We start from the raw sequence: 21,816 nt of genomic DNA, 5'->3' as shown, positions 1-21,816 counted from the left end.
CCTCTCATCTTATGCGTATTTGAGATGTATACTGAGTATATCACTTTTGTGGCAGCAGACAATACGGAATCGACGCAGGTTCTATTCAGCCGAAATAAGCATGTATTCCGCGACATAACCCGATCGGGGGAAAGTTGAATGCACCAATATTTCATCAGTATACAAACGAATTACAGACCCTGATCGACGCCTGACGACTGACCTCTGCGTCAAACCTCGACCAGCGCGGGCAAAAAAAATCCCGCGGAGACGCGGGATAGGCAGGGAGCTTGTCGTCGAAACGTGCGGGCACGATCGACGGCTATTGCGCAGTCGATTCTGCCGCCGAGCGGGCGTCGATATCACTAGCTGATGCCTGCGCTGCCACTCACAACGGCAGAACCAGCAGTCCTGGCTTCCACGAGCTTCATGGTATCGGCGAGATCCATGACGACCGCGTACTTCTCCGACATGTCGAACAGGTTCGCCTCGTGCGGACCGATCGCGCGGTCCCCGACGCAATCCCTGAGCACGAGCGGAAGGAAGCCCAGCGACATCGCGTCAACGACGCTTGAGCGGACGCAACCGCTGGTCACGCAACCGGCGATCACAAGCGTGCGGACGCCACGCTGCGTCAGCCATGGTCCCAGTCCTGTCGCAAAGAATGCCGACGGCACGGTCTTTCGGACGACCAGCTCACCCGGCTTCGGCGCAAGCTGCGGAACGATCGCACTGTTGGAGGACGACTCCTTCAGCGTGAGCAGCCCCGGCACCTTCATCGCGAACACGTTGCGGTCGGCATCGTCGTCGGCGAATACGATCCTCGAATGCGCAACCGGCCACCTTCGCCGGCGCGCTTCATCCAGCAGTCCGACCGTCCTCTCCATCGCGGCAGCGATGTTGCCGCCGCCGAAAACGGCGGGATCGAGAAATCCGTTGACGAAATCGACGATCAGCAACCCGAACGGTGCATCGAGGTCCAGGTCCTGACCGAAGCCCTGCCGGCGATATGTCGACGTATCGTCGGTCATTCGGCGGCCTCACGAACCGGTCCGCCATCGAGCACCTTTCCGTTTCGGACGACCTCCTCCCCGTCGAGCGCAATCGTGCAATTCCGCATCGGAATATCGATGTGGCAGGCCGTCGTCCGGCTCCCGCCGGCCTCGTTGTTGGGCCCGAACGAGAACAGGAAATTGCCCTCGAACGCCCGCGCGTCCATGCCGATCGTGGCCTCCCGGTCATAGAGACCGAGCGTCGACCACTTGGCTCGCGGCTGCAGTCCCCAGCCGATATGCGACATCGCATATGCGTCCCGATCGTTGTACGAGGCCATATACTCGCTCAGAATCTCGGCATCGACGCCGCCCTCGATCGAGGTCACAAAGCCCTTCTCGATCCCAAAGTGGATACGATCCTGGATGTAGGACTTCATCGGGAGCAGGATATCGCCCCGCTCCATCACGATCGTTCCATCGGCCTCGCCCTCATTGGCCCAGGTCAAGGCGAAACCGCTCGGCCAATGATCCCACCGCCCGGGCTCGTCGACGAAGCCATATTCGCTGATGGCCGGGAACTGACCGAGCTTGAAGCGGACGTCCGTGCCGGCCGGCGACGTCACATGCATCTCCTTCGCCTTGCCGAGCTTGGCACTTGCGGTGATGACGCGCGCACGGTCGGCCATTGTCGGCACCATCCGAACCAGGACTTCCGGTGGTTCGACAGCCAGCAGGATTTTCGTGCCGGCCTTCAGGATGTCGTGCTGCTCGGGCGAGAACAGCAGGGTCATGAGGTCCAGGACGAGGTCGCTCTCCTTCAGTGCAGCGATCGCCGCGCGATTCCCGGTCAGGGGTGTCGTCCCGAGATAGGCCAGCGAGTCGCGGCTCAGAGCCTTCTCGCCGTTGACCGGAAGCAGATCGAGCCGGTTGACGATTGCACCCATCGATGCAGCCGCGAGAATCGCGGTCGACAGGGTCTGCGGATGCGTCGACGAACTGGTGAGCACAGTGACGAGTTGGCCTCGCTCCAGCTTGGACAACGAGAGAACCTGCTTCCAGGCCTGTATCAGATCGTGATCACTGACCGACATGTTGCTTCTCCTTGCTGATTGCGGCGTCCAAGCGGGCGCCAAGAAACTCCTCGAAGGCAGCATAGAATCCCGCCTCGTCATCCCATGGAATCATATGTCCTGCGTCGACGACGCGCGTGGCCGAAGCGCTCGGCAACAGCCGCTGGATTTCGGCGATATCCTCATCGCGAATGACGTCACCACGTCCTGCAGCGATCAGTCGGACGGGAACGTTGATCCTCCCGAGATCGCTGTGAATGTCGTCATTGTGGAATCCGTCAAAGCTCTCGCGCACCGCGCGCTCGTCGCAGGTGTGTAGCCACTCCGCACGCAGCCTCAATTGATCCTCGGTCCAGGTCGGGCAGAACGCCCGCATCTTTTCAGCGTTGCAACCGGCGACCGCGAGCCGGATGGAATCGACGTACCAATCGAGCTTCGCCGGATAGGCGCGCCGGCCCGGTCCCGAGACCGGCGGATCCACCAGGACGAGTCCGGCCAGTCCGGGCAATCCGCTGCGTGCCGCACGTACGGCAATGCGGGCCCCCATCGAGTGGCCGACCACGGTATATCGCGGCAGTTTCAACGCCGCAGCCAGCGCGGCCAGATCGGCGGCCTGCGCGTCCAAACTGTAGTCGAGCATGGGGCCAGATTGCGACAGCCCCCGGCCCCTGATATCGAGAACATAGGTCTCGAACTGGCGTCCAAACCGCTCGCCGACGAACCCCCAGGTGATGGCTGGACTGGTGATGCCCGGCAGGATGATGACCGGATCACGCCCCGCTCGCGCCTGCCCGTAGAGCAAATAGTGCAGCCGCACGCCGTTGGCCTGGACGTTTGCGCCGTATCGAAATGTACTCATCCGGCGACCTGCAGCTTTGCGTTGGGAGTGGCCGCTGCATTGTTGCCAAAGGCGCCCGAGAGCAATGCGCCGGCGCCCGGCACTCGCGTGTTGAGGTCGAGCGCCGTCAGCATGGCGTAAGTGGTCGCCACCGCCGCGGTGATCACAGGTTTGCCGGTTCTTGCCTCGACCTCGGCGATCGAAGGCAACGACGGCATCTGCACGCACGCTGACAAGACGACCGCGTCGGCATCCTTGAGGTCCATCCCCGCCACGATCTTCGGCAGGTTCGCCGGGTCGTGCCGACCGACCATGATGTTGTCCGGAATCTCAAGCGCGCGGGAATCGGAGACCTTGATCCCCTCATGCTCGATGTAGTCGATGACGAGCTGCGTCAGCGGCTTCATATATGGCGCGACGACGGCAATGCGCTTGGCGCCGATGACATGCAGCGCATCAACCAGGGCGCCGGCGCTGGTCACAACGGGAGCCGGCGCGCCGTTCTCGACCGTGCGACCATGGAGCCGCTGCTGCGAGACGCGGTGATACGACTTCCCCATGCTCATGATCGCGACCAGGCAGGCGTAGCCGAGGACGTCGACACGCGCATCCGAGAGCTCGAGCGCGCAGCGATCGGACTCGCTGTCCATCGCCGCGAGCTCTTCCTTCTTGACCGTCTTCATCCGCATCCGGCTCGAATGGAAGGTGAAGCGCGTGCCATGCGCGAGCGAATGCGCATTGAGCATCGCGGGAATTTCAGTCTCCATGGTCGTGTTCGAGCTCGGAACGATCTGACCGATGCGATAGACCTTGTGCATGTGGTGTCTCCTCGGCCGATCAGGCCAGCTTCAGAATGCGTTCGGCGTTGCGCGAGCAGACCTGCACGCGGACGTCCTCGGATATCGGTGCCCGTTCGATGAAATCCGCGGCAATTGCCGTCGACTCGTAGGGGTAGTCGACCGAAAACATGACGGCGTCGTTGCCCATCTCGGCAAGCGCGCAGGCAAGCGCCGCAGACGAGCAGACGCCTGACGTCGTGATGAAGATATTGCCTCCGAAGTATTCGGACGGCTTGTGCGCAAGCCGAACGCCATGCGGGTAAACGGCGAACCGGCTGTCGAACCGCCAGAGCAGCATCGGCAGCCCCTCACCCATATGGCCGAGGATGATCTTCAACCGCGGAAAGCGATCGAAGATTCCCCCGAACAGCAATCTGAGCGCATGGGTCGCGGTTTCGACGCCCCACCCCCACACTGCGCCGGTGAGTTCAGGATGGCCGTCATAGGCTTTCGGAACCGGGCTTGGGTCCGTCGGATGCAGGTAGAGCGGCACGTCCAAATGTTGCATCCGCTCCCAGAACGCATCGTAGGCCGGATCATCATAGTAGATCCCGCCGGTATGGCCGTTGACCAGAGCTCCCTTGAAGCCGAGAACTTCGACGGCACGGGTCAGTTCGCTCGCAGCCGCCTTCGGGGAATGCATCGGCAGCGATGCGAAGCCGGCATAACGAGCCGGATGCCGCTGAATCTGCTGCGCCAAATAGTCATTGCCTTCGGCAGCGCGCCGGATGGCAACGTTTACGTTGGTTTCGCCCTGAACGCCTGGTCCGGTCTGCGACAAAACGACCTTGTCGATTCCGGCCCGGTCCATCTCGCCCAGCCGCAAATCTTCGAAGTCCCTGAGTTGGGACGACAGCTTTGATTGCGCCGCGGAGTCCATGTGCTTGGTGAAGACCTTCGAGTATTCCTCGAAGCCCGGCGCCGTGAAGTGCTCCTCAAGCGCGATCTTGCGGATTCTGGACGACATGAATTGCTCCTTGCGGATCTCGACATACGCGGATCCCGATCACGGTTGGGACGGACGCGACCGGGACGGCCCTGACTGTTACTTCACCAGCGGGCATTCGCTTTCAGCCAGAGGCTTGAACGCCTCGGCCGCGGGAATGGTCGCCAGAACCTTGTAGTAGTCCCACGGCGCCTTCGACTCCGACGGCTTCTTCACCTCGACGAGGTACATGTCGTGGATCATCCGTCCGTCGGCTCGCACCGAACCGGTCTGCGTAAAGGCATCGCGCACAGGCAGCTCGCGCATCTTTTCGGCGACCGCCATTCCGTCGTCGGTGCCGGCCTCCTTCACCGCCTTCAGGTAGTGGAGCACGCCGGAATAGACGCCAGCCTGCGCCATCGTCGGCATCGCTTTACGCTTCTTGTAGAATTTCTCCGCGAACGCGCGGGTCTGGTCGTTCAGATCCCAGTAGTAGCCGGTCACGAAGGTAAGCCCCTGAGCGACCTGAAGACCGAGACTGTGCACGTCGGTGATGAACGTGACCGGCGTGACGATCGTCTGCCCGCCTTGCACGATCTGGAATTCATTGGCTTGCTTCACGGCATTGACCGTGTCGCCTCCGGCGTTGGCGAACGCGATGACTTTTGCCTTGGAGGATTGTGCCTGGAGCAGGAAGGAGGAGAAATCCGGTGTGTTGAGCGGATGGCGCGCGGCGCCGACCACCTTGCCGCCGGCGGCCTTGACGGCTTTCGAGGCTTCCGCCTCGAGCGAAAGACCGAACGCATAGTCGACCGTCAGGAAATACCAGGTGTCGAACCCCTTCTTCACGAGCGCAGAGGCGACGCCCGCAGCATTCGAATAATTGTCGTAGGTCCATTGAAACCCGGTCGGCGAACAGGCCTTGCCGGTAAGGTCCATCGTTGCCGCCGTAGAATAGATCGCGATCTTCTTTTTCGCTCTCGCGACCTCCTGCACGGCCAGCGCCACGCCCGAGTTGGGGAAGTCGATCACCATGTCGACGTGGTCAACGTCGAACCATCGGCGCGCCAACTGCGAGCCGACATCGGCCTTGTTCTGGTGATCTCCCGACATCAGCTTGATCGGCTTGCCGATCACGGTTGGCCCGAACTCCTCCACCGCGATGTCCGCGGCCGCAACGGAGCCGGGCCCGCCGAGATCCGAGTACACGCCACTGAGGTCGTTGAGGACACCGATCGTCACGGCGTCCGGGCCAGCCTTGGCCGGTCCCAGACCAGATATGAGGGTCAGCGCGAGAATTGATGATGCGAGCCTGTTCATGAGCCATCCTCCGTTTGCCTCGCGCGCCGCCATCTTATTGTTGTTATTCTCAGGTCAATCCTAGAATCGGCAGTACCGTTCGCGATAAAGAGATGTATACTGAGTAATTAGGTCGCCCGTCAAGAGGCCTTCGGCTCATTTGCTGACCGCGGACGGCTTAAAGAATGGAAGGAATGCACGTTGAAGAAGCAATCATCCACCAATTCCACGAGGTCCGAGGTCAAGGTGGAGATGGCGCGGATGCCACTGGCATCGCGCCCAGGCTACCTGGTCCGCCGCCTGCATCAGATCCACTCGGCGATCTTTCTTGAGGAGTGCCAGGAATTCGGCATCACGCCGGTGCAGTACGGCCTGATCACGACCCTGCTCAACAACCCCGGGATCGATCAGGTCACGCTGGGTGGTGAAGTGGGCATCGATCGCACGAACGTAGCAGATGTTCTGAACCGCCTGTCGGAACGCGGCCTGGTGCGGCGCGAACGCAGCCAAACCGACCGGCGTTCGATGGTGGCCTTCCTGACCAAGGAGGGCGAGGCGGTCGCCGACAAGATGTACGACAGCATGCGCCGTGCGCAGGATCGCTTCCTCGCGCCCCTGCGGCCCGAGTTCAGGGCCGCGTTTCTGGCGATGGTGACCGAATTGATCGAGGGCAACAGCAAATACAGCCTGCCCGAGAGCAACTCAGCATCCGGACGGCGGAAGTCGACGGCCGACCGGGATGAATAGCCGGAAGCGACCTAATTTTAATCAGTATACATCTCTATTGCAGGAGTAAGTCTGGCAGTTGTACGGTCGATGGGGCCGCCTCGGCGGCCCTAGCTCCCTGAGAACAAGCGCGCCTTGATGACGGACCAGATCAATCCGAGGCCACCGAGCGCCTTTCGGCGAGGCGGAGCCGCCCCGGTAATGGCGGCTTCGAGGTTCTCGGCGAATGTCGCCGCCAACCGACGCACAACGTCATGCACCAGTCCGGCTCGGTTGAATTGCGCGAGCGGCCCGCTCAGCTTCCAGGTCAGGACGACCGCAATCACAGACGCGCTTGCCCCGTCAGCGACGACGGTCCAGCGCGCGCTGCCCTCCGCGGACGAGCCCTGCCCGGCATCACGCCCGCGGCCGGTCAGCCATCCCTCCCGCTTGGAGGTATCCATCCCGACCTTTGCCTGGCCGTTGAAAGTGACCTTGATCGGGCCCAGTGCGATCCTGACCTTGCCGACAAGATCTTCTCCGTCGAGCGACGTGATCTCGGCTCCGGGCACACACGGGACCACCCGTTGGAGGTCCGAAAGCAGGCTCCAAACCTTTTCGGCCGGCGCAGCAACCCGCACCCGTTCCTCAATTGAGGTGCCGCCTGCGGATTCACCAACCGATGCCGCCATGGCTGGAACAGGCGTGCGCGTCACCGGGCCATTTGTCTGTGGAGACGACGGCGCCGGTGGCGACCTTGGGCCGTCGAGCCTGCTGATTACCGGAGCCGCAGCCGCCGCGACATCGGGCTTCTTCCCAGCGGCGACTTTCTTGACCGCGGCGACGATCCCGACATAACCGGTGCATCGGCAGAGATTGCCGGAGAGTTCCTCACGCAGGGCGCGCTCATCGATATCGCCGAGCCGAAGCACGATATCTCGTGCCGTCGTCAACATTCCCGGTGTGCAAAAGCCGCATTGCAGGGCGTGGTGCTCGGAAAACGCCTCCCGCAGTTCCTGCATGGTTGGATCATCGTCAAAGCCTTCGATCGTGGTGACGTCGGCGCCATCGCAATCGGCGGCAAATGTGATGCACGACCGCTGGATCCTGCCGTCGAGCACAACGGTACAGGCGCCGCAGACACCCTGCTCGCATCCGAGATGCGTTCCGGTGAGTTGCATCTCGCCGCGCAGGAAGTCGGCCAAGAGCGTGCGCGGCTCGACGTCCGCCACGACGGCGCCTCCATTGACCGTCATCGACACCTGCGTCATCGGCGCTGTCCTTCACCCAAGGTTGCCAAAGCCCGGCGAACCGCGACCGCGTGCAATTCCTGCGTGTCGAGATCAAGATTCGGCAGAACGACGCGGATTTCCTCTGCGACGATCTCGCATGCCGCGCGTGGCCCCGCCTCGGCGAGACGTGCGGCGGTATTAGGCAGCAGCACCGGTGAACCGCTGGTCGCACCGGCAAGAACCCGCTGCAGGCCTCCCTTCGGATCGAGAACGACAACGCCGATCGCACTGGCGAATTCGCCGGTCTTGCGGCAAATCTTGTGGTAGGCCCACGATGCATCCACCGACAGCCGCGGGACTTCGATCGCGGAAATGATTTCGCTCTCGCCGAGCTTGGTCGCAAATGCTCCGTCGACGAAGCTCTCGGCGGCATGACGCTTCGGCCGTTCGCCGCCACCCTGGACGACGATCGTTGCCCCCAGCGCCGCCAGCGTCGAGACCCAGTCTGCGGCCGGATCGGCATGCGCCAGGCTTCCGCCCATGGTGCCGCGATTGCGCACCGCTCTGTAGGCGATTCCGTGTGCGACGGATCGCAGCAGCCCGCGTGTCGGGTCCTCCAGCACGCCATCCTCGATCTCGGCGTGGGTCCATCCGGCGCCGATCGAGAACACCCTGTCGTCGGCCGCAAGCTCACGAAAGCCGGACGCGCGCTTGATGTCGACCAACAGTTTGGGCCGGGCCAGTCTCAGGTTCAGCATCGGGACCAGCGACTGGCCGCCAGCCAACACCTTGGCGTCGCCATCGGCCGCCGCGAGGAGTTCGGTTGCCTCGCCGAGGGTCCGTGCATGCTTGAGCTCGAACGCCGACGACTTCATCGCGCGACGCCCGCTTCAGGAGCTGCCGCCTGCGACGGACGCGCGCGCCGAATTGCGTCACGGATCCGCCGTGGGCTCGCAGGTACCTGGCGTATCGCAGCGCTGAGTGGCGACAAGGCATCGTTGATCGCGTTGACGATCGCAGCAGGCGGCGCGATTGCGCCGCCCTCGCCGACGCCCTTGATTCCGTGAGCCGAGTAAGGCGACAGTGTCTCGCGATGGTCGATGCGGAAGCTCGGCAGCTCGGTCGGACCAGGCAGAATATAATCGAGCAGCGTCGAGGCGAGCGGTTGAGCGTTGTCGTCGTACGGGCTCTCTTCGAACAGCGCGGTGCCAATACCTTGCGCCGCCCCTCCATAGGTCTGCCCCTCGACAATCATCGGATTGACCATGCGTCCGCAATCCTCGACGATCGCATAGTCGAGGATCTCGACGAGACCAGTCTCGGCGTCAACCGCGAGCCGCACGGCGTGCGTGGCATAAGAAAACACGCCCGTATCGACGTCCGGCTTGTATCCTTCGGTCGCCTCGAGGCCTGCCGTGTTCACGGTCTCGGGAAGCTGGTCCGGGCGAAGATACCAGGCACGTCCGACATCCTCGTAGGAGACACTGGCATTCGCCGCAAAGATCCGCCCCTCGGCAAATCCGACGGCGGCCGGCTCGACTTGCAGCAAATGCGCGGCAATCGACTTGATCCGGCCCGCAACGACCTCGGCGGCCCGCGAGACCGCACCGCCCGACATGACGATCCCGCGCGATGCGTAGGCACCGGTCGAGAACGGGGTCATCGCCGTATCGCCGAGCGTGACCCTGATGTGCTTGAGCGGAACACGCGTCTGCTCGTGAGCGATCTGCGCCAGCGTGGTTTCCAGGCCCTGCCCGATGGTATGGATGCCCGCCGCAACTTCCAGCGCACCGTCCGGCGTCAGCTTCACATGCGCCTGATCGAACCCCGGCACCAGCGGCAATCCCCAGGACGCAAACACCTTGGTGCCGTGCGCGGACTGCTCCGTGAAACTGGCGAACCCGATGCCGAGGTAACGTCCCTTGTCGTCGCGCTTCGGTCCCGCGCGGAATGCCTCGAGACCGATCATGTTCTTGGCAGCAACGAGCGCCTCCGGGTAGTCACCGGAGTCGTAATGCTTGTTCGTGATGTTGGTGTATGGCATCGCCGAAGCCGGGACCAGATTGTCCCGGCGGACTTCCCATGCTTCGCGACCGACCTTCTGCGCGATCGCGTCAATGACCTGCTCCATTGCAAAGCAGACGCCCGGCCGCGCGACACCGCGATACGGCGCGAAAGGCGGCTTGTTGGTCGCAACCGAATAAGTACGGCACCGGTAGGCAGCCAGATGATACGGTCCGGGCAGGTTTCCTCCAGCCTGCGCAGCTTCCAGGCAGGCGGTGAATGGCCACACCGAGTAAGCGCCGGTGTCGACGGACACTTCCGCGTCCAGCGCGAGAAGTCGCCCCTGCGTGTCAGCATAAGCCTTGATATGGTATTCGTGCTGCCGTGCGTTGGCGCCGGCGACGAGATGCTCCCTGCGATCCTCGGTCCAACGGAATGGCTTCTTGAAGGTCGCAGCCAGCCAGGCGACCGCAACCTCCTCGGGCTGCAACAGGCACTTGTAGCCGAAGCCGCCTCCGACGTCCGGCGGAGCGACCCTGATTTGCGCCTGCGCAATCCCGAGACACTCGGCGAGCCCGGCTCGTATCAAGTGCGGCACCTGGGTGGAGGTGTGCACCACGAGCTGATCGGCGCGATCATCCCACCAGGCCAGCACGCCCTTGCCCTCCATGGGATGCATCGCCTGCCGGGCGCACGACATCCCGAGCTCGACCGAGACCGGCGCGGTGGCGATGACCTGGTCGACGCCGCTGTCGAAGAAAGTCTCCAGGAACAGGTTGTCGCCCCACTCCGGATGCAGAAGTTCCGCGTTCTCGCGACGACCGCCCGCGCAAGAAGCGATCGCCGGCAGTTCGTCGTAGCCGATCTCGACTTGCTCGATCAGGTCTTCCGCGATCGCGCGATTTTTTGCCACGCACATGGCAACGGGTTCGCCGACGAAGCGCACCTTGTCGGTGGCCAGGATCGGATATTGCGAGACCTTGTACCCTGGAATGGACGATCGCGTAACGATCGGCGCGACCCCGACGAGATCGTCGGAGAAGAAGGTCTCGACGGCGTGATCCGGCGATTTTGTCTTCGACAGGATCCTCGCATGCGCGACTGGACTGCGCAGGAATGCCACTTCCCGCAGCCCCGGCATATGGATGTCACCGACGAACCGGCCCCGGCCGCGCAAGTGCCGGGCATCCTCCTTGCGCCGCGCTCGCGCCCCGATACCTTCACCGACCGCCCCGTCCCCGCTCATGATGATCCTCTCATGCGCTCTGCCAAAACGTTCCCGACGTCACGAAGGTCACAGTGATTGTCCCCTGATCGCAAGCGGCTCTACACCGGAATGCAAAGCGCGTTGGGAACGAGCAGATTGTCGTAAACGCAGCGCCGTTGCTTGAGCTTGAGGCCTTCGTCGGAACGCCGAAACACGTCGTGATAGGTTCCGACCTGGTGAATGGTCGCGTCAGGGCGATCGAACAGGACCTGCAGGACGATATAGTTCGCCCGGGCCTTGATGTTTCCGTGCTCATCTTCGCCGAGCAGCTGCAGATTGCTGATCAAGTGACGAAGGTACCGCGGCGCAAACATGGCGGTTTTCTCCAGCGCGAACGCCCGATCGCGAATCATGCCCCTATTCTCGCAATAGATGAGGCCGACCGGGTGGCCGCGATCCTCATTCTCGCGCGACAAAACGACATAGCTCGCGTCCGGCGTGAACATCTCGCTCCAGTCCGAGAGCCGCTGCTCGTCGAGGGCGGCCGCATATTCGCAATTGAACTGCTCGATTGCGCTCCGAAGCAGCAGCTGGTGAATTTGTGCCGTGTAGGTGGGATCGGTGGCCAACATCTGAATAGCCCGCATCTCTCGTTAGAGTTCCATCGCGCTGCGCCAATGCTGATACATCGCGCGTATCGACGCCTCGGAGATCAAGGTGTCTGCGGTGCCGATGACCCCGGGGTCCAGTTCGACCACATGTTGGCCATCGGGGACCGCAAGCATGCCGTCCTGCACGAACTTGATGGCTTCATTGTCTTCGAGGCCAAGGAAGCCTGCCGGCCCCATCAGATTGCCTTGCCGCAACCGATGACGGGTCATTTCCTCATCGTCACCCTCGAAGCCGAACATGGTCCACTTCATGATGAACTCGTTCGGTCCCGTCGGGACGATCTGCCGAACGCCCAAGGTGTTCATCTCCCGTTGCACGATGAGATTGGGCCAGATCGTCGTCATGGTCACCGACCAGGGACTGTCGAACTCATTGACGAAATCCATGAAGCGCGGCTCCTCGAGCTGCATGCCTTCCTTGTAGGCGCGCATCTCCTTCTTGGTGTTGTCGTCGAGCTTGCTGACGTCCGACTTTGCCGACGCCATCACGCCATGCCGGCCGGAGGGATCGGCGATCATCGACGACTTGTTGCCGGCCACCAGCAGGCCGAACGTCACCAGAAACGTGTGCAGCAGCGTTGCGTGATACGGGTCCTTGAGGTTCTCGTGATAGAGCTTCCAGTTTCCCGGAAGACTGTGGCGATAGTGACCGAGCACCTTGGGCTTCCGCCCGTCGAAGGTTGCCTCGAACTCGCGGAGAATCTCCGGTCCGAGATATTCGGCCAACGGCTCCATGTCGTCGCAGTACGACGCGAACACGACACCACGATGGGTCGTGACTTTCAGCTGCCTCAGCCCATGGTCTGCATTCTTGAAATCGCGCGGCATTCCGCCCTTGCCGTCGACCCCCCGGCGGAACGGCACCCCCGCCAGATTGCCCTTCAGGTCGTAGGACCACTGATGATAGGGACAGACGAACTCCTTGGCGTTGCCGCTCAGCTCGCGACAGAACTCGGCCGCGCGATGAGCACAGCGATTCTCGAAGACGTTGATCGAACCGTCCTCGGCGCGCGATACGACGACGGGCGTCGGCCCTACATTCGAACGGATGAAATCGCCAATTTCGGGAATCTCGCTCTCCAGCGCGACGTAATTCCATGTTCGCCCGTGAAAGATCTTTTCGACTTCGCGCCGGTAGATGTCGTTGTCCGTGTAGACCCAATCAGGCACCCTGGTGAGCCCCTCGGATGGCCAGACGAATTGCTTCGACGTCGTCGTCACCGACCTCTCGTTCACCACCTGGGTATTCTCCTCTTTGCCGTCACTCGTGAGCAGAGCAGCGGAAACCTTGGCGATATCGAACATGTCAGGGTTTTCGAGCTCCTTGCGCGCCTGCCGTATCGCGGCGGGATTGGAAAACGCGACCACGCTGGTAAGCCGTCCGGTGTCCGGATCAATCGTGCGGTAGACGGCGCCGGGTTCGCCATCGCGACCTGTGAGCGCGACCTTGTCGCCCGGTGACGAGACCCCGAGTATCTGAATGTTCAGGCCGAACTGGTCGGTCCAGAACCAGGGAGCCTGCGCATCCGTGTTCGGCGGCGCCCCGGCGATCGATTGCCCGGCGGCTGCACCTTGCTGCTCCGCATTGTGCCAACTCTCAAAACGGCGGGAGCGCCCGCTGACCGGACGGCAATGCAGTGCGCAGTCGCCCGCTGCCCAGATTCCCGCGATGCTGGTCCTTTGCTCGGCGTCGACAACGATCCCCCCATCCACCGCGCAGCCGGCCGCGGCCGCCAGTTCCGTCTCGGGGGCCAACCCGACACCGACGCAGATGGTATCTGCAGCGAAAGCGCCGGCGGAGGTATTGACCACCAGACCCTCACCGTCGCGGCGGATATCCTGAACCTGTACACCCCGCAGAACCGAGACGCCGTGGCGCTCACCAAGGGAGCGAAAGCTGCGTCCCAATGATGGAGGCAGCACGCGGGCCATCAGTTCGGTTTCGCGTTCGAGGAGGACGGTGGTGACCCCGAGCGTCGCAGCGACGGAAGCAAGTTCAAGACCGATGAAGCCGCCGCCGACGATAACGAGACGCTTCGCGCCTGCAAGCGATTGCCTGATAAAGTTGGCATCCTCGATCGTGCGCAGATAGTGCACTCCCGGCAGATCGGCGCCAGCAATGGAAAGCCGCCGCGGAACGCCGCCGGTCGCCAGCAGAAGCGCATCATATCGAAGCTCGGTCCCGTTACTCAGGAATGCGATCCTGGCGGCCGGATCGATCCGGGCAACGGAGCACCCGAGATGGGTCTTGACGTCGAGGGAAGCAACATCGGCTTCAGCCAGACGCCGGCAGGATTCGATCGCCGCTTTTCCAAGGAGAATATCCTTTGAAAGCGGTGGACGCTCGTACGGCAGATGCTTCTCTTTGCCGACGAGATTGATCGTGCCGGTGAAGCCACTGGCCCGCATGCTGCGAATTGCCACTGCAGCCGCCTGACCGGCGCCCACGACGACGACCGCCCCGCGGGACGGCGCCCCCCTCGGGGTGCAGGCCTCCGCCTGATCCTTCGGCGCAGCCTTCTTGTTTCCATCGAGATCGACAAATACCTCGCCATCCCTGACCTTGACCGCGTAGGTCTCGAGGTCCTGCGTGACCGGCGAGCAGAGCGCCTTTCCCGATCTGATATCGAAGATACCCTGGTGCAGCGGGCACTCGATCGTGCCGCCGTCGACGAATCCATCGGCAAGAAAGGCGAGCGCATGCGTGCATATGCCATGCGTGGCGAAGACCTCGCCATCAAGCAGATAGAGCGCAACCGGTTTGCCGTCGATCTCGACGCGCGCGACTCCGCCGGGCTTCAACTGGTTCACAGCAATTGCTTTTCGCCACGCCATCCCGCACCTCGGAACCGTCCCTGAATTTTCATCAGTATACATCTCTTTATGGAGGATGCAAGGAGAGATCAACTCTTCCAAGTCAGGCGCAGAAAATCGGCATTGTTGCTGTGTTTTACTACGTGAATGTTCAATCAATCGACGGAGAAAATCGCCACTATGTGGCGTGTATACAAGGAGCTATACTGATTATATAGGCCTAGCCAACGGAGACCAACGCCCGAGCGTCTTGACCGCAGCCGGGGTTACCGCACCGAGTTGTATGCCCTCGTCATTCGTGGGCCGGTTCTCGCTCGGCGCGCTCAGCTTGATAGCCAGCGGCGCCTCCTCGGCTACGCCAGGCGTGCGTTCGTCATCGAAGCCCAAATTCGATAGACCGGCATCCAGCGTTCAACTGCCGAAGTCAGTTGCGCGCGTCGCGTCGCAGAAATTGAGCAATCGGCGTCAAAGCATCGATCGAAGGCAAACCTGTGCGCGCCTCACCGCATGACGACCAGGGATAGGGGATCGCCGAAAGCCACTGCAGGACAGGCGTCTGATAGCTGGCCGGCAGCACGCACATGAACTCAATCTTGATCAGCAGCCGCTTGACGCGACCGTCTCCGGCGGCATCAAACTCCCAGGTGTACTCACCGCAACCGACGCGTACGTCACCATCGGACTTGTTTGACATCCCCACCAGCCAGTCGCATTGAAAGCGCGGGAGGCGATCGGACTCGGGGCGCGACAGGCAGAAGGTGCGCACATTCTCATACTGCAATCCAAAGTTCCGCACGAGAACATCGGTCACGCTCTCCAACCCGTGAACGGAGCTTGGAAACGAGATCGCGTCGGTCAGGAGTTGCATCTCAAGCTCGCAATCCTGCACGAATGCATGCTTCATGAGTTGGGGCCGGTTTCGGTCCTTTGCCTCGATGTACGTGCTGATCGCCTCGGCCGCCGTGATCGATTGGGACTGACTCAAGCATTCTCTCCAGAGTTGCGCGACCAGATGCCGAGTGATGCCGCAGGAAACGGCAAGGTAGGCATCGCTAAACCGTGCGGCACGATATATCGCAAGCTTGATGCTGTAACCCTCACAGCTCTGCGAAGACGTTTGCGATCAGCCTACCGGAAATACCGAGCACCGATCTGCTTGAATGGCAATGCCGACAGGCGCCCCCATCGGCCAGCGCAGAACGGCCTGCTCCCCGGGGGATCGCACCAGCAACCGATCCCCGGTGCCTCCAGAGCACTCGATCTGAAGATCGACGTGGCCACCCTGGTAGATCTGGGCAACAACGCTCCCCTTGATGGCGCACGGCTCCTCGGGCGCCACAATACTGAACTGCTCGGGGCGGACGTAGAGGTCAACCGCCGCAGACTTCTCCAGCCCGGACAGGCTCTCGCCCGGCACGTTCACCAAGGCATCGCCGAGTGCGACGATCGCTTGCTTCGCGTGCACACTCACAAGCTGGCCGCGCAGCCTGTTGTTGTCGCCGACAAAGCTGGCCACGAATGGGTCCGCCGGGCTGCGATAGACGTCGACAGGGCTTCCGAGTTGCCTGATACGCCCCTCCGACATGACAGCCACGCGGTCGGACATGCTCAAGGCCTCGCCTTGGTCATGTGTCACGAAGATCGTGGTCAGACCCAGCTTGCGCTGAATTTCCCGCAGCTCCACCTGCATCGAGGTCCGCAGGCTCTTGTCGAGCGCCGAGAACGGTTCGTCGAGCAGCAGGACGGTCGGATTGATGACGAGTGCGCGCGCAAGCGCCACACGCTGCTGCTGGCCGCCGGACAATTGCCGGGGCTTGCGGTTCTCCATGCCCTTCAACTTAACCAGCGCCAGCGCATCGGCGACGCGCTTGTCCCGCTCAACCCTGGGGACCCGCCGCGTCTTCAGACCGTAGGCGACGTTTTCCGCCACGCTCATGTGCGGAAACAGCGCGTAGTTCTGAAACATCATGCCGATGCCGCGCTGGTAGGTCGGAATGTCATTCACGCGCTTGCCTTCGATTGAAATCGAACCGCCATCCGGCCCCAGAAAGCCCCCGGCCAGCTTGAGCAGCGTGGTCTTGCCGCATCCAGATGGACCAAGCAACGTCACGAACTCGCCGCGGCCAACGCCGAGCGTAACTGCGCTCAGGGCCACGACATCATCGAATCGCTTGGTCACGGCGTCGAAATGGACCGCCGTTTGCTCACCTTCAGCACTCGCAGACGGCTTCAAGATCCGTGCTCCCTAGTGAGACTGTTCGATATTGAGAACCTTGCCGAGGCCCAGGAACGCATTGGCAAAGGCGATCAAGGCGGCGGTGCCGACGATGTACATGACCGACAATGCCGCCATCGACGGATCGGCGAACTCGCGTACGTAATTGTACATCGCGACGGGAAGCGTTTGGGTACGCTGCGAAGTCACGAACAGCGAGGCCGTGAACTCGTTGAATGAGAGGATCGCCGCGAACAGCCAGCCGCTGACCAGCCCGGGCAGCAACAGCGGCAGGGTGACGGTGGTCAGGACACGAAGCGGTCCGGCACCGAGGCTCGCTGCAGCGTGTTCGTAACTCTGATCGAGATTCCTCAGCGACACATACACGCTGCGCAGCACGAACGGCAGCACCAGGATGACGTGACAGATCACGACGACGGCAAAGCCACGGCTCAGGCCGACTTGCGCCGCGAGGATGAGAAAGCCGAGCCCCACCGTGAAGTGCGGAATCACCAACGGCGAAATGAGGATTCCCTCGATGGCGGACTTGAGCGGAAACTTGTAACGGTCGATGGCAAAGGCGAACATGCCGCCAACGCACAGCGCGATCGTCGAGCTCCAGGCTGTGACGATCAGGCCGTTGAAGAACCCTTGCCGGAAGTCTTCATAGGCGAGGGCCCGACCGAACCACCGCCACGACCAGGTCTGCGGCGGAAACGACAGGATCGGCTTGTCGTTGAAAGCGGCGATCGTCACGACCGCCGCCGGCAGGACGAGAAAGGCGACGATGACGAGCACCGTCAGCAGTCCGACCCAGCCGAGCACTCTTTGATAGGTCGAGCGCGGGATCATCAGTGCACCTCGATCTTCCGAAGCGGGCGGGAGGCGAGCTGAAGAAGGCCCAGCACCAGGGCCGTCAAAGCCAGCCCGGCCACGCACAAGGTCGCGGCGAAAGGAAAGTTGAAGCTCGAGAATCCAAGCTGGTAGACCAGATTGGAGATCATGTTGACGCGGCCGCCGCCGATCAGCTGCGGCGTGGCGAATGCCGAGAACGTCCACGCGAATGCCGTCGTGGTGCCTGCCACCACGCCCGGCAGCGACAGCGGCAATGTCACGGTCAGGAACACGCGGATGGGACCGGCTCCCAGGCTTTCAGCCGCTCGGGAATAGTCGCGGTCGATATGGGATAATCCGGCAGCCAGCATGATGACCATGACCGGCAGCGTGACGTGGACAAGCGCAACCACAACGCCGAATGGCGTGAACATCAGCTGGAGCGGCTTACCGATGAGGCCGAGCGACATCAGCAACGAATTGATGAAGCCGTTGTTGCCAAGGACGATGATCCACGCATAGGTGCGAACGACCTCGCCCAGAAACAGCGGCGTCACGACAATCACGAGGAGAATGGAGCGCAGGATCGGTTGTTCGACACGCACAAGCGCATAAGCCAGCGGATACCCGACGATCAACGTCACGACCGCGGTCATCGCACACACGACGACGGTATCGAGAAACACGCGCGCGTAGAGCGGCTTGAGAAGGTCGGCGAAATTCGCCAGCGTGAACCCGCCGGGATCCAGCGATCCCGGCACGTAGGCCCTGAGGCTGTACTGCAGAACCGCAACCATCGCCGCGACGAATCCGACGGCACACAACGTCGCCGGCGCCGTGAAGATGCGCAGAAATGGCTGCTGATTCATGATGCGGGGCCGATCTGGCAACGGATCAGTTCATGATGTTTTCGGCGAACCATTTGCGCCATTCCGCCGTCTTGTTGGCGCGCAGCTTGGCGTCGATGTTGATCTGCTGCTTCCATTGCTCCGCCGCCGTGAAGACGCCCGGAAGCTTGGCGATTTCAGGATCGATCTTCGCGTTGAGGACCGCCGGGCTCCCCTTCTTCTGCTTCGAGATCTCGGCCTGGATGTCGGGGTCGTAGAGCGCGTTGATGAACTTGTAGGCGAGGTCAACCTTCTTTGACCCCTTCATGACCGCGACGGTGTCGATTCCCAGCACCGCGCCCTCTTTCGGCATCGCGAGCGTGATCGGAATGCCCTGCCCGATCATGTAGTAGGCGTTCATCGAAAGCACGATCTGCACCGGCGTCTCGCCGCTCGCGAGCAGTTGCTGGCTGTTGGCGTCATTGGTGTAGAACGCCTTGAAGTTTGGCTTGAGCGCCTTGAGCTTCTCCTCGCCCTTTTCCCAGTGGGCCGGGTCGGCGCCGGCAAGAATGGCGGAGACCGCAATGATGTGGCCGGGATCGAAATCCGGCGCAGCAAGCTTGTCTTTCAGCTCCGGCTTCCAGAGATCATTCCAGCTTTCGAACTTGGTGTCCTTGATGAGATCGGTACGGTAGCCGATTGTGTAGACATAGGCCCAGGCGCCGAGGTGGTAGGGACTGATCCGCGCCTCGTCCGCGAGATTCTTCGCATTGGGGATCTTCGAGGTATCGATCGTCTCGAACAACCCGTCATTGGCATAGAGCCACCCGACATGCGACGTCGTGAACGTCAGGTCGCTTTCGGGATTTCCCTTGGCGAGCTTTTCCTTGTTCAGTCGATCGATGGTGCCGCCGGTGATGAATTCAACGGGGACGCCGGTTTCGGCGGTGAATTTCTTGGCAACCGTCTCGGCCACCAGATCACGCCAGCTGCCGCCCCAGATACTGACAACGAGCTTGTCTTGTGCGTGAGCCGGCAACGCAATCAGAACAGCGATCACTACAGACCAAAGGCGAAGCATAGGTGCAGTCTCCCTCCAGCGACGAAATGCAGTGGCCGGCTCCAGCTGCAATCCTCAGTCATGAAATTAAACTTATCATCTGCTTAATAGTACCTTCTATCAGGCACCTCATCGGCCCGCAATAGGTTTATCTTATCGACAATAGTACCTTTTGCAATTAGCCTGCGTCGCACGTTGGTTGAAATCACGGAGGCAGTCGATGACGACATCGGCGGAAACTCTAGAGACCCATCGGCCGTCTGCCGTTCTGAATGCGCTCAAGCGTCTTGGTTTCGGCACCGTCGTCTCCGTCCCCGACAGCTGGCTGGGCGAAATCCTTATTCGCATCGACCAGGAGCCGGGCATGACGCTGGTGCGCGCAACCCATGAAGAGGAAGCGCTCGCAATCGCTTGTGGAAGCCGGCTCGGTGGCGTTCGCACCGCCCTGCTCGTGCAGAATGCCGGCGTCCTCAGCATGGGCGCGGGCATGGTGTCGCTCGCGCAGCGTTATCAATTTCCGCTTCTGATGCTGGTGTCCTACCGGGGCACGCCCGATGATGCGGTGTTCTATCATGTGCCGAAGGGCCGAGCGACAGAGCCGGTCTTCCGCGGCATCGGCCTCGCCCATGCCTGCACCGATCGATACCGTCCGATCGGTCCCCAGGTCGAACATGCCGCAACCTATGCGGAAGAAGCTTCGTGTCCGTTTGCCCTGCTGATGGGTCGGGAGGATATCCAGTGGTGACCAATGCACGACCGACCCGGGCGGATCACTACAGGGCGCTTGCCGGCAGTCTGCCTCCCCGCGCGCTCGTCGTGACGTCGCTCGGCAATGCTTCGTATTTGTGGGCATCGCTGCACCACGCGCCGGAGAACTTCTACTTCGAAGACGCCATGGGACTGACACTCCCCCTGGCGCTGGGCCTCGCCATCGCTCAACCGGACCGTCCGGTCATTGCGGTCGAAGGCGATGGCGCCCTGCTCATGCATATGGGTGCGCTCGTCACGATTGGCGCGATGAACCCGTCAAATCTCACCATCCTCCTGATCCAGAACGGTGTTCACGCAGCTTCGGGCGGTCAAACCTTGACCAACGCGACACTCGATCTGGCACAGCTGGCGCGCGCCTCGGGAATCAAGCACGCCGAGAACCTGAATGCGCCGAGCGCACTCGCCGCCGGCATCGCCGCGGCGGAAAAGCGAGACGGTGTCGGAGTCCTGGTTCTGGCGACCGAGCCCGACGTCGAAGTCGTGCGGCCGTCGATCTCGCTCGATCCGGTCGCGACAAAACATCGCTTCATGGCTGCGATTGAGGCGCCACGTTACATCCCGACAATGTTCGGCGGCGGGATGCTCGAGCAACCCTAGCCGACCAGCATTTGCATTGTGCAAATCCATGCCCGTCCGCTTCGTTGCCGAAGCGGGCCGCTTTTTTACGCGCTCCCACATACCACCAGGCTATCGGACGACGCTGCGATCTTAGGCACACGACGTCGAAATTTTGAACTTGTCGGTCGTTCATCACATAGTACGATGTGTAGGACCATGGACTATTCGCTGGTTCGCTCGCTCTTGATGAGGACGACGACAACGATGCATCGCAACCACGACGCCCTGCGGATCGATGTGGCCGCGTCGATTTCCGTCGGCATGCCAGTTATTCATTTCAATGACGGCGGCTCTCCGGTCCAGACGAATGAGATTGGTGAGACGGCGGGTGCAGGTCATCCGCAACACGGTGAGCCTCGAATGCCGGCGTCTCAGGCCTTGCTGATGTGGATTTGCTCGTCGTCCGGTGAGGCATGGCCTTCCCTCGAGCTCATCCTGGGCCGCACTCTGTCGGCGCGGAACCCGGTCGGATCCGGCGCTTCATAGGCCATCTGCTTCCGGCTTAACCAGCCGCTAGGCCCTGGCACAGGCGAGCGCCATTCGCCGCCCGCCCTACATCGCCTTGACGATGTTCTCGGTGACCTTCTTGGCGTCGCCGAGCAGCATCATGGTGTTGTCGCGGTAGAACAGCGGGTTGTCGATGCCGGCATAGCCCGAGGCCAGCGAGCGCTTGATGAACATCACGGTGCCGGCCTTCCAGACCTGCAGCACCGGCATGCCGTAGATCGGCGAGGTCTTGTCCTCTTCCGCCGCCGGGTTGGTGACGTCGTTGGCGCCGATCACAAACGCGATGTCGGCCTGGGCGAACTCCGAGTTGATGTCCTCGAGCTCGAACACCTCGTCGTAGGGTACGTTGGCTTCGGCCAGCAGCACGTTCATGTGGCCGGGCATGCGGCCCGCCACCGGGTGAATG

21 protein-coding genes are annotated in these 21,816 nt (G+C 61.9%); 4 read left to right on the top strand and 17 right to left on the bottom strand.

Translation table 11 applies throughout. The annotated features are described in order from the left end of the window. Nucleotides 1–344 precede the first annotated feature (344 nt). The 6 genes from BraRD5C2_RS36810 to BraRD5C2_RS36785 form a co-directional block, all read right to left on the bottom strand. Nucleotides 345–1,010, bottom strand: a complete 666-nt coding sequence (locus tag BraRD5C2_RS36810; protein WP_223976909.1) for an isochorismatase family protein — start codon at nt 1,008–1,010, stop codon at nt 345–347. Further along, entirely contained in the window at nt 1,007–2,065 is a 1,059-nt protein-coding gene (locus tag BraRD5C2_RS36805; protein WP_223976907.1) for a M29 family metallopeptidase, read from the bottom strand. The genes BraRD5C2_RS36810 and BraRD5C2_RS36805 overlap by 4 nt, the downstream gene beginning before the upstream one ends. After that, nucleotides 2,052–2,903, bottom strand: a complete 852-nt coding sequence (locus BraRD5C2_RS36800; protein WP_223976905.1) for an alpha/beta fold hydrolase — start codon at nt 2,901–2,903, stop codon at nt 2,052–2,054. The genes BraRD5C2_RS36805 and BraRD5C2_RS36800 overlap by 14 nt, the downstream gene beginning before the upstream one ends. Continuing rightward, on the bottom strand, nt 2,900–3,700 hold the full coding sequence (locus BraRD5C2_RS36795) for a maleate cis-trans isomerase family protein (protein WP_275945294.1): 801 nt from the start codon (nt 3,698–3,700) through the stop codon (nt 2,900–2,902). The genes BraRD5C2_RS36800 and BraRD5C2_RS36795 overlap by 4 nt, the downstream gene beginning before the upstream one ends. 19 nt (nt 3,701–3,719) lie before the next feature. Further along, nucleotides 3,720–4,688: an amidohydrolase family protein gene (locus BraRD5C2_RS36790; protein ID WP_223976903.1), complete on the bottom strand. Its 969-nt coding sequence runs from the start codon at nt 4,686–4,688 to the stop codon at nt 3,720–3,722. A 78-nt stretch (nt 4,689–4,766) separates the two neighbouring features. Then, nucleotides 4,767–5,966, bottom strand: a complete 1,200-nt coding sequence (locus BraRD5C2_RS36785; protein ID WP_223976902.1) for an ABC transporter substrate-binding protein — start codon at nt 5,964–5,966, stop codon at nt 4,767–4,769. Nucleotides 5,967–6,146: 180 nt separating this feature from the next. Here BraRD5C2_RS36785 and BraRD5C2_RS36780 point away from each other — a divergent pair, with 180 nt between their 5' ends. Then, the gene (locus tag BraRD5C2_RS36780; RefSeq protein ID WP_223976900.1) at nt 6,147–6,692 is read left to right on the top strand and encodes a MarR family winged helix-turn-helix transcriptional regulator; all 546 of its coding nucleotides are present in this window, start codon (nt 6,147–6,149) and stop codon (nt 6,690–6,692) included. An 89-nt stretch (nt 6,693–6,781) separates the two neighbouring features. Here the strand turns inward: BraRD5C2_RS36780 and BraRD5C2_RS36775 are convergent, their stop codons facing one another. From BraRD5C2_RS36775 to BraRD5C2_RS36730, 10 genes are all read right to left on the bottom strand, one after another. Further along, complete coding sequence (locus BraRD5C2_RS36775; protein ID WP_223976898.1) at nt 6,782–7,921, bottom strand: xanthine dehydrogenase family Fe-S subunit; 1,140 nt, start codon at nt 7,919–7,921, stop codon at nt 6,782–6,784. Continuing rightward, nucleotides 7,918–8,757: an FAD binding domain-containing protein gene (locus BraRD5C2_RS36770; protein WP_223976896.1), complete on the bottom strand. Its 840-nt coding sequence runs from the start codon at nt 8,755–8,757 to the stop codon at nt 7,918–7,920. The genes BraRD5C2_RS36775 and BraRD5C2_RS36770 overlap by 4 nt, the downstream gene beginning before the upstream one ends. Continuing rightward, the gene (locus BraRD5C2_RS36765; protein ID WP_223976894.1) at nt 8,754–11,132 is read right to left on the bottom strand and encodes a xanthine dehydrogenase family protein molybdopterin-binding subunit; all 2,379 of its coding nucleotides are present in this window, start codon (nt 11,130–11,132) and stop codon (nt 8,754–8,756) included. Before BraRD5C2_RS36765 ends, BraRD5C2_RS36770 begins: the two co-directional genes overlap by 4 nt. An 80-nt stretch (nt 11,133–11,212) precedes the next feature. Further along, nucleotides 11,213–11,725 carry an aromatic-ring-hydroxylating dioxygenase subunit beta gene (locus BraRD5C2_RS36760; RefSeq protein WP_223976892.1) on the bottom strand — a complete coding sequence of 171 codons (513 nt, stop codon included), beginning with the start codon at nt 11,723–11,725 and terminating at the stop codon, nt 11,213–11,215. 21 nt (nt 11,726–11,746) lie between these two features. After that, nucleotides 11,747–14,599, bottom strand: a complete 2,853-nt coding sequence (locus BraRD5C2_RS36755) for an FAD-dependent oxidoreductase (protein ID WP_223976890.1) — start codon at nt 14,597–14,599, stop codon at nt 11,747–11,749. 403 nt (nt 14,600–15,002) lie between these two features. After that, complete coding sequence (locus BraRD5C2_RS36750; protein ID WP_223976888.1) at nt 15,003–15,563, bottom strand: hypothetical protein; 561 nt, start codon at nt 15,561–15,563, stop codon at nt 15,003–15,005. 138 nt (nt 15,564–15,701) lie between these two features. Beyond that, on the bottom strand, nt 15,702–16,811 hold the full coding sequence (locus BraRD5C2_RS36745) for an ABC transporter ATP-binding protein (protein ID WP_223976886.1): 1,110 nt from the start codon (nt 16,809–16,811) through the stop codon (nt 15,702–15,704). A 12-nt stretch (nt 16,812–16,823) separates the two neighbouring features. Continuing rightward, nucleotides 16,824–17,645, bottom strand: coding sequence for an ABC transporter permease (locus BraRD5C2_RS36740; RefSeq protein ID WP_223976884.1), 822 nt, complete (start codon nt 17,643–17,645; stop codon nt 16,824–16,826). Then, a complete protein-coding gene (locus tag BraRD5C2_RS36735) occupies nt 17,645–18,496 on the bottom strand; it encodes an ABC transporter permease (RefSeq protein WP_223976882.1) in 852 nt (283 codons plus the stop codon). The genes BraRD5C2_RS36740 and BraRD5C2_RS36735 overlap by 1 nt, the downstream gene beginning before the upstream one ends. Nucleotides 18,497–18,521: 25 nt before the next feature. Continuing rightward, complete coding sequence (locus BraRD5C2_RS36730; protein WP_223976880.1) at nt 18,522–19,535, bottom strand: ABC transporter substrate-binding protein; 1,014 nt, start codon at nt 19,533–19,535, stop codon at nt 18,522–18,524. 199 nt (nt 19,536–19,734) lie between these two features. Between BraRD5C2_RS36730 and BraRD5C2_RS36725 the strand changes: the two genes are divergently transcribed. From BraRD5C2_RS36725 to BraRD5C2_RS36715, 3 genes are all read left to right on the top strand, one after another. Further along, complete coding sequence (locus BraRD5C2_RS36725; RefSeq protein WP_223976878.1) at nt 19,735–20,259, top strand: thiamine pyrophosphate-binding protein; 525 nt, start codon at nt 19,735–19,737, stop codon at nt 20,257–20,259. Further along, the gene (locus BraRD5C2_RS36720) at nt 20,253–20,882 is read left to right on the top strand and encodes a thiamine pyrophosphate-dependent enzyme (protein ID WP_223976876.1); all 630 of its coding nucleotides are present in this window, start codon (nt 20,253–20,255) and stop codon (nt 20,880–20,882) included. Before BraRD5C2_RS36725 ends, BraRD5C2_RS36720 begins: the two co-directional genes overlap by 7 nt. A 177-nt stretch (nt 20,883–21,059) precedes the next feature. After that, the gene (locus BraRD5C2_RS36715; protein WP_223976874.1) at nt 21,060–21,389 is read left to right on the top strand and encodes a hypothetical protein; all 330 of its coding nucleotides are present in this window, start codon (nt 21,060–21,062) and stop codon (nt 21,387–21,389) included. 66 nt (nt 21,390–21,455) lie between these two features. On the opposite strand, the gene BraRD5C2_RS36710 is transcribed toward BraRD5C2_RS36715, so the two are convergent. Continuing rightward, the coding region (locus BraRD5C2_RS36710) for an NAD(P)(+) transhydrogenase (Re/Si-specific) subunit beta (RefSeq protein ID WP_223976872.1) at nt 21,456–21,816 on the bottom strand (361 nt) is incomplete at its 5' end.

The sequence above is a fragment of the Bradyrhizobium sp. RD5-C2 genome (assembly GCF_019972155.1).
Lineage (GTDB): Bacteria > Pseudomonadota > Alphaproteobacteria > Rhizobiales > Xanthobacteraceae > Bradyrhizobium.
Note: the sequence above shows the minus strand (reverse complement) of the source record. Positions and strands in the feature narration are given on the sequence as shown.

What these genes read in the sequence shown, in the direction of transcription:
- BraRD5C2_RS36810 (WP_223976909.1), bottom strand. Translation starts at nt 1,010, where the DNA reads ATGACCGACGATACGTCGACATATCGCCGGCAGGGCTTCGGTCAGGAC.
- BraRD5C2_RS36805 (WP_223976907.1), bottom strand. Translation starts at nt 2,065, where the DNA reads ATGTCGGTCAGTGATCACGATCTGATACAGGCCTGGAAGCAGGTTCTC.
- BraRD5C2_RS36800 (WP_223976905.1), bottom strand. Translation starts at nt 2,903, where the DNA reads ATGAGTACATTTCGATACGGCGCAAACGTCCAGGCCAACGGCGTGCGG.
- BraRD5C2_RS36795 (WP_275945294.1), bottom strand. Translation starts at nt 3,700, where the DNA reads ATGCACAAGGTCTATCGCATCGGTCAGATCGTTCCGAGCTCGAACACG.
- BraRD5C2_RS36790 (WP_223976903.1), bottom strand. Translation starts at nt 4,688, where the DNA reads ATGTCGTCCAGAATCCGCAAGATCGCGCTTGAGGAGCACTTCACGGCG.
- BraRD5C2_RS36785 (WP_223976902.1), bottom strand. Translation starts at nt 5,966, where the DNA reads ATGAACAGGCTCGCATCATCAATTCTCGCGCTGACCCTCATATCTGGT.
- BraRD5C2_RS36775 (WP_223976898.1), bottom strand. Translation starts at nt 7,921, where the DNA reads ATGACGCAGGTGTCGATGACGGTCAATGGAGGCGCCGTCGTGGCGGAC.
- BraRD5C2_RS36770 (WP_223976896.1), bottom strand. Translation starts at nt 8,757, where the DNA reads ATGAAGTCGTCGGCGTTCGAGCTCAAGCATGCACGGACCCTCGGCGAG.
- BraRD5C2_RS36765 (WP_223976894.1), bottom strand. Translation starts at nt 11,132, where the DNA reads ATGAGCGGGGACGGGGCGGTCGGTGAAGGTATCGGGGCGCGAGCGCGG.
- BraRD5C2_RS36760 (WP_223976892.1), bottom strand. Translation starts at nt 11,725, where the DNA reads ATGTTGGCCACCGATCCCACCTACACGGCACAAATTCACCAGCTGCTG.
- BraRD5C2_RS36755 (WP_223976890.1), bottom strand. Translation starts at nt 14,599, where the DNA reads ATGGCGTGGCGAAAAGCAATTGCTGTGAACCAGTTGAAGCCCGGCGGA.
- BraRD5C2_RS36740 (WP_223976884.1), bottom strand. Translation starts at nt 17,645, where the DNA reads ATGATCCCGCGCTCGACCTATCAAAGAGTGCTCGGCTGGGTCGGACTG.
- BraRD5C2_RS36735 (WP_223976882.1), bottom strand. Translation starts at nt 18,496, where the DNA reads ATGAATCAGCAGCCATTTCTGCGCATCTTCACGGCGCCGGCGACGTTG.
- BraRD5C2_RS36730 (WP_223976880.1), bottom strand. Translation starts at nt 19,535, where the DNA reads ATGCTTCGCCTTTGGTCTGTAGTGATCGCTGTTCTGATTGCGTTGCCG.
- BraRD5C2_RS36725 (WP_223976878.1), top strand. Translation starts at nt 19,735, where the DNA reads ATGACGACATCGGCGGAAACTCTAGAGACCCATCGGCCGTCTGCCGTT.
- BraRD5C2_RS36715 (WP_223976874.1), top strand. Translation starts at nt 21,060, where the DNA reads ATGGACTATTCGCTGGTTCGCTCGCTCTTGATGAGGACGACGACAACG.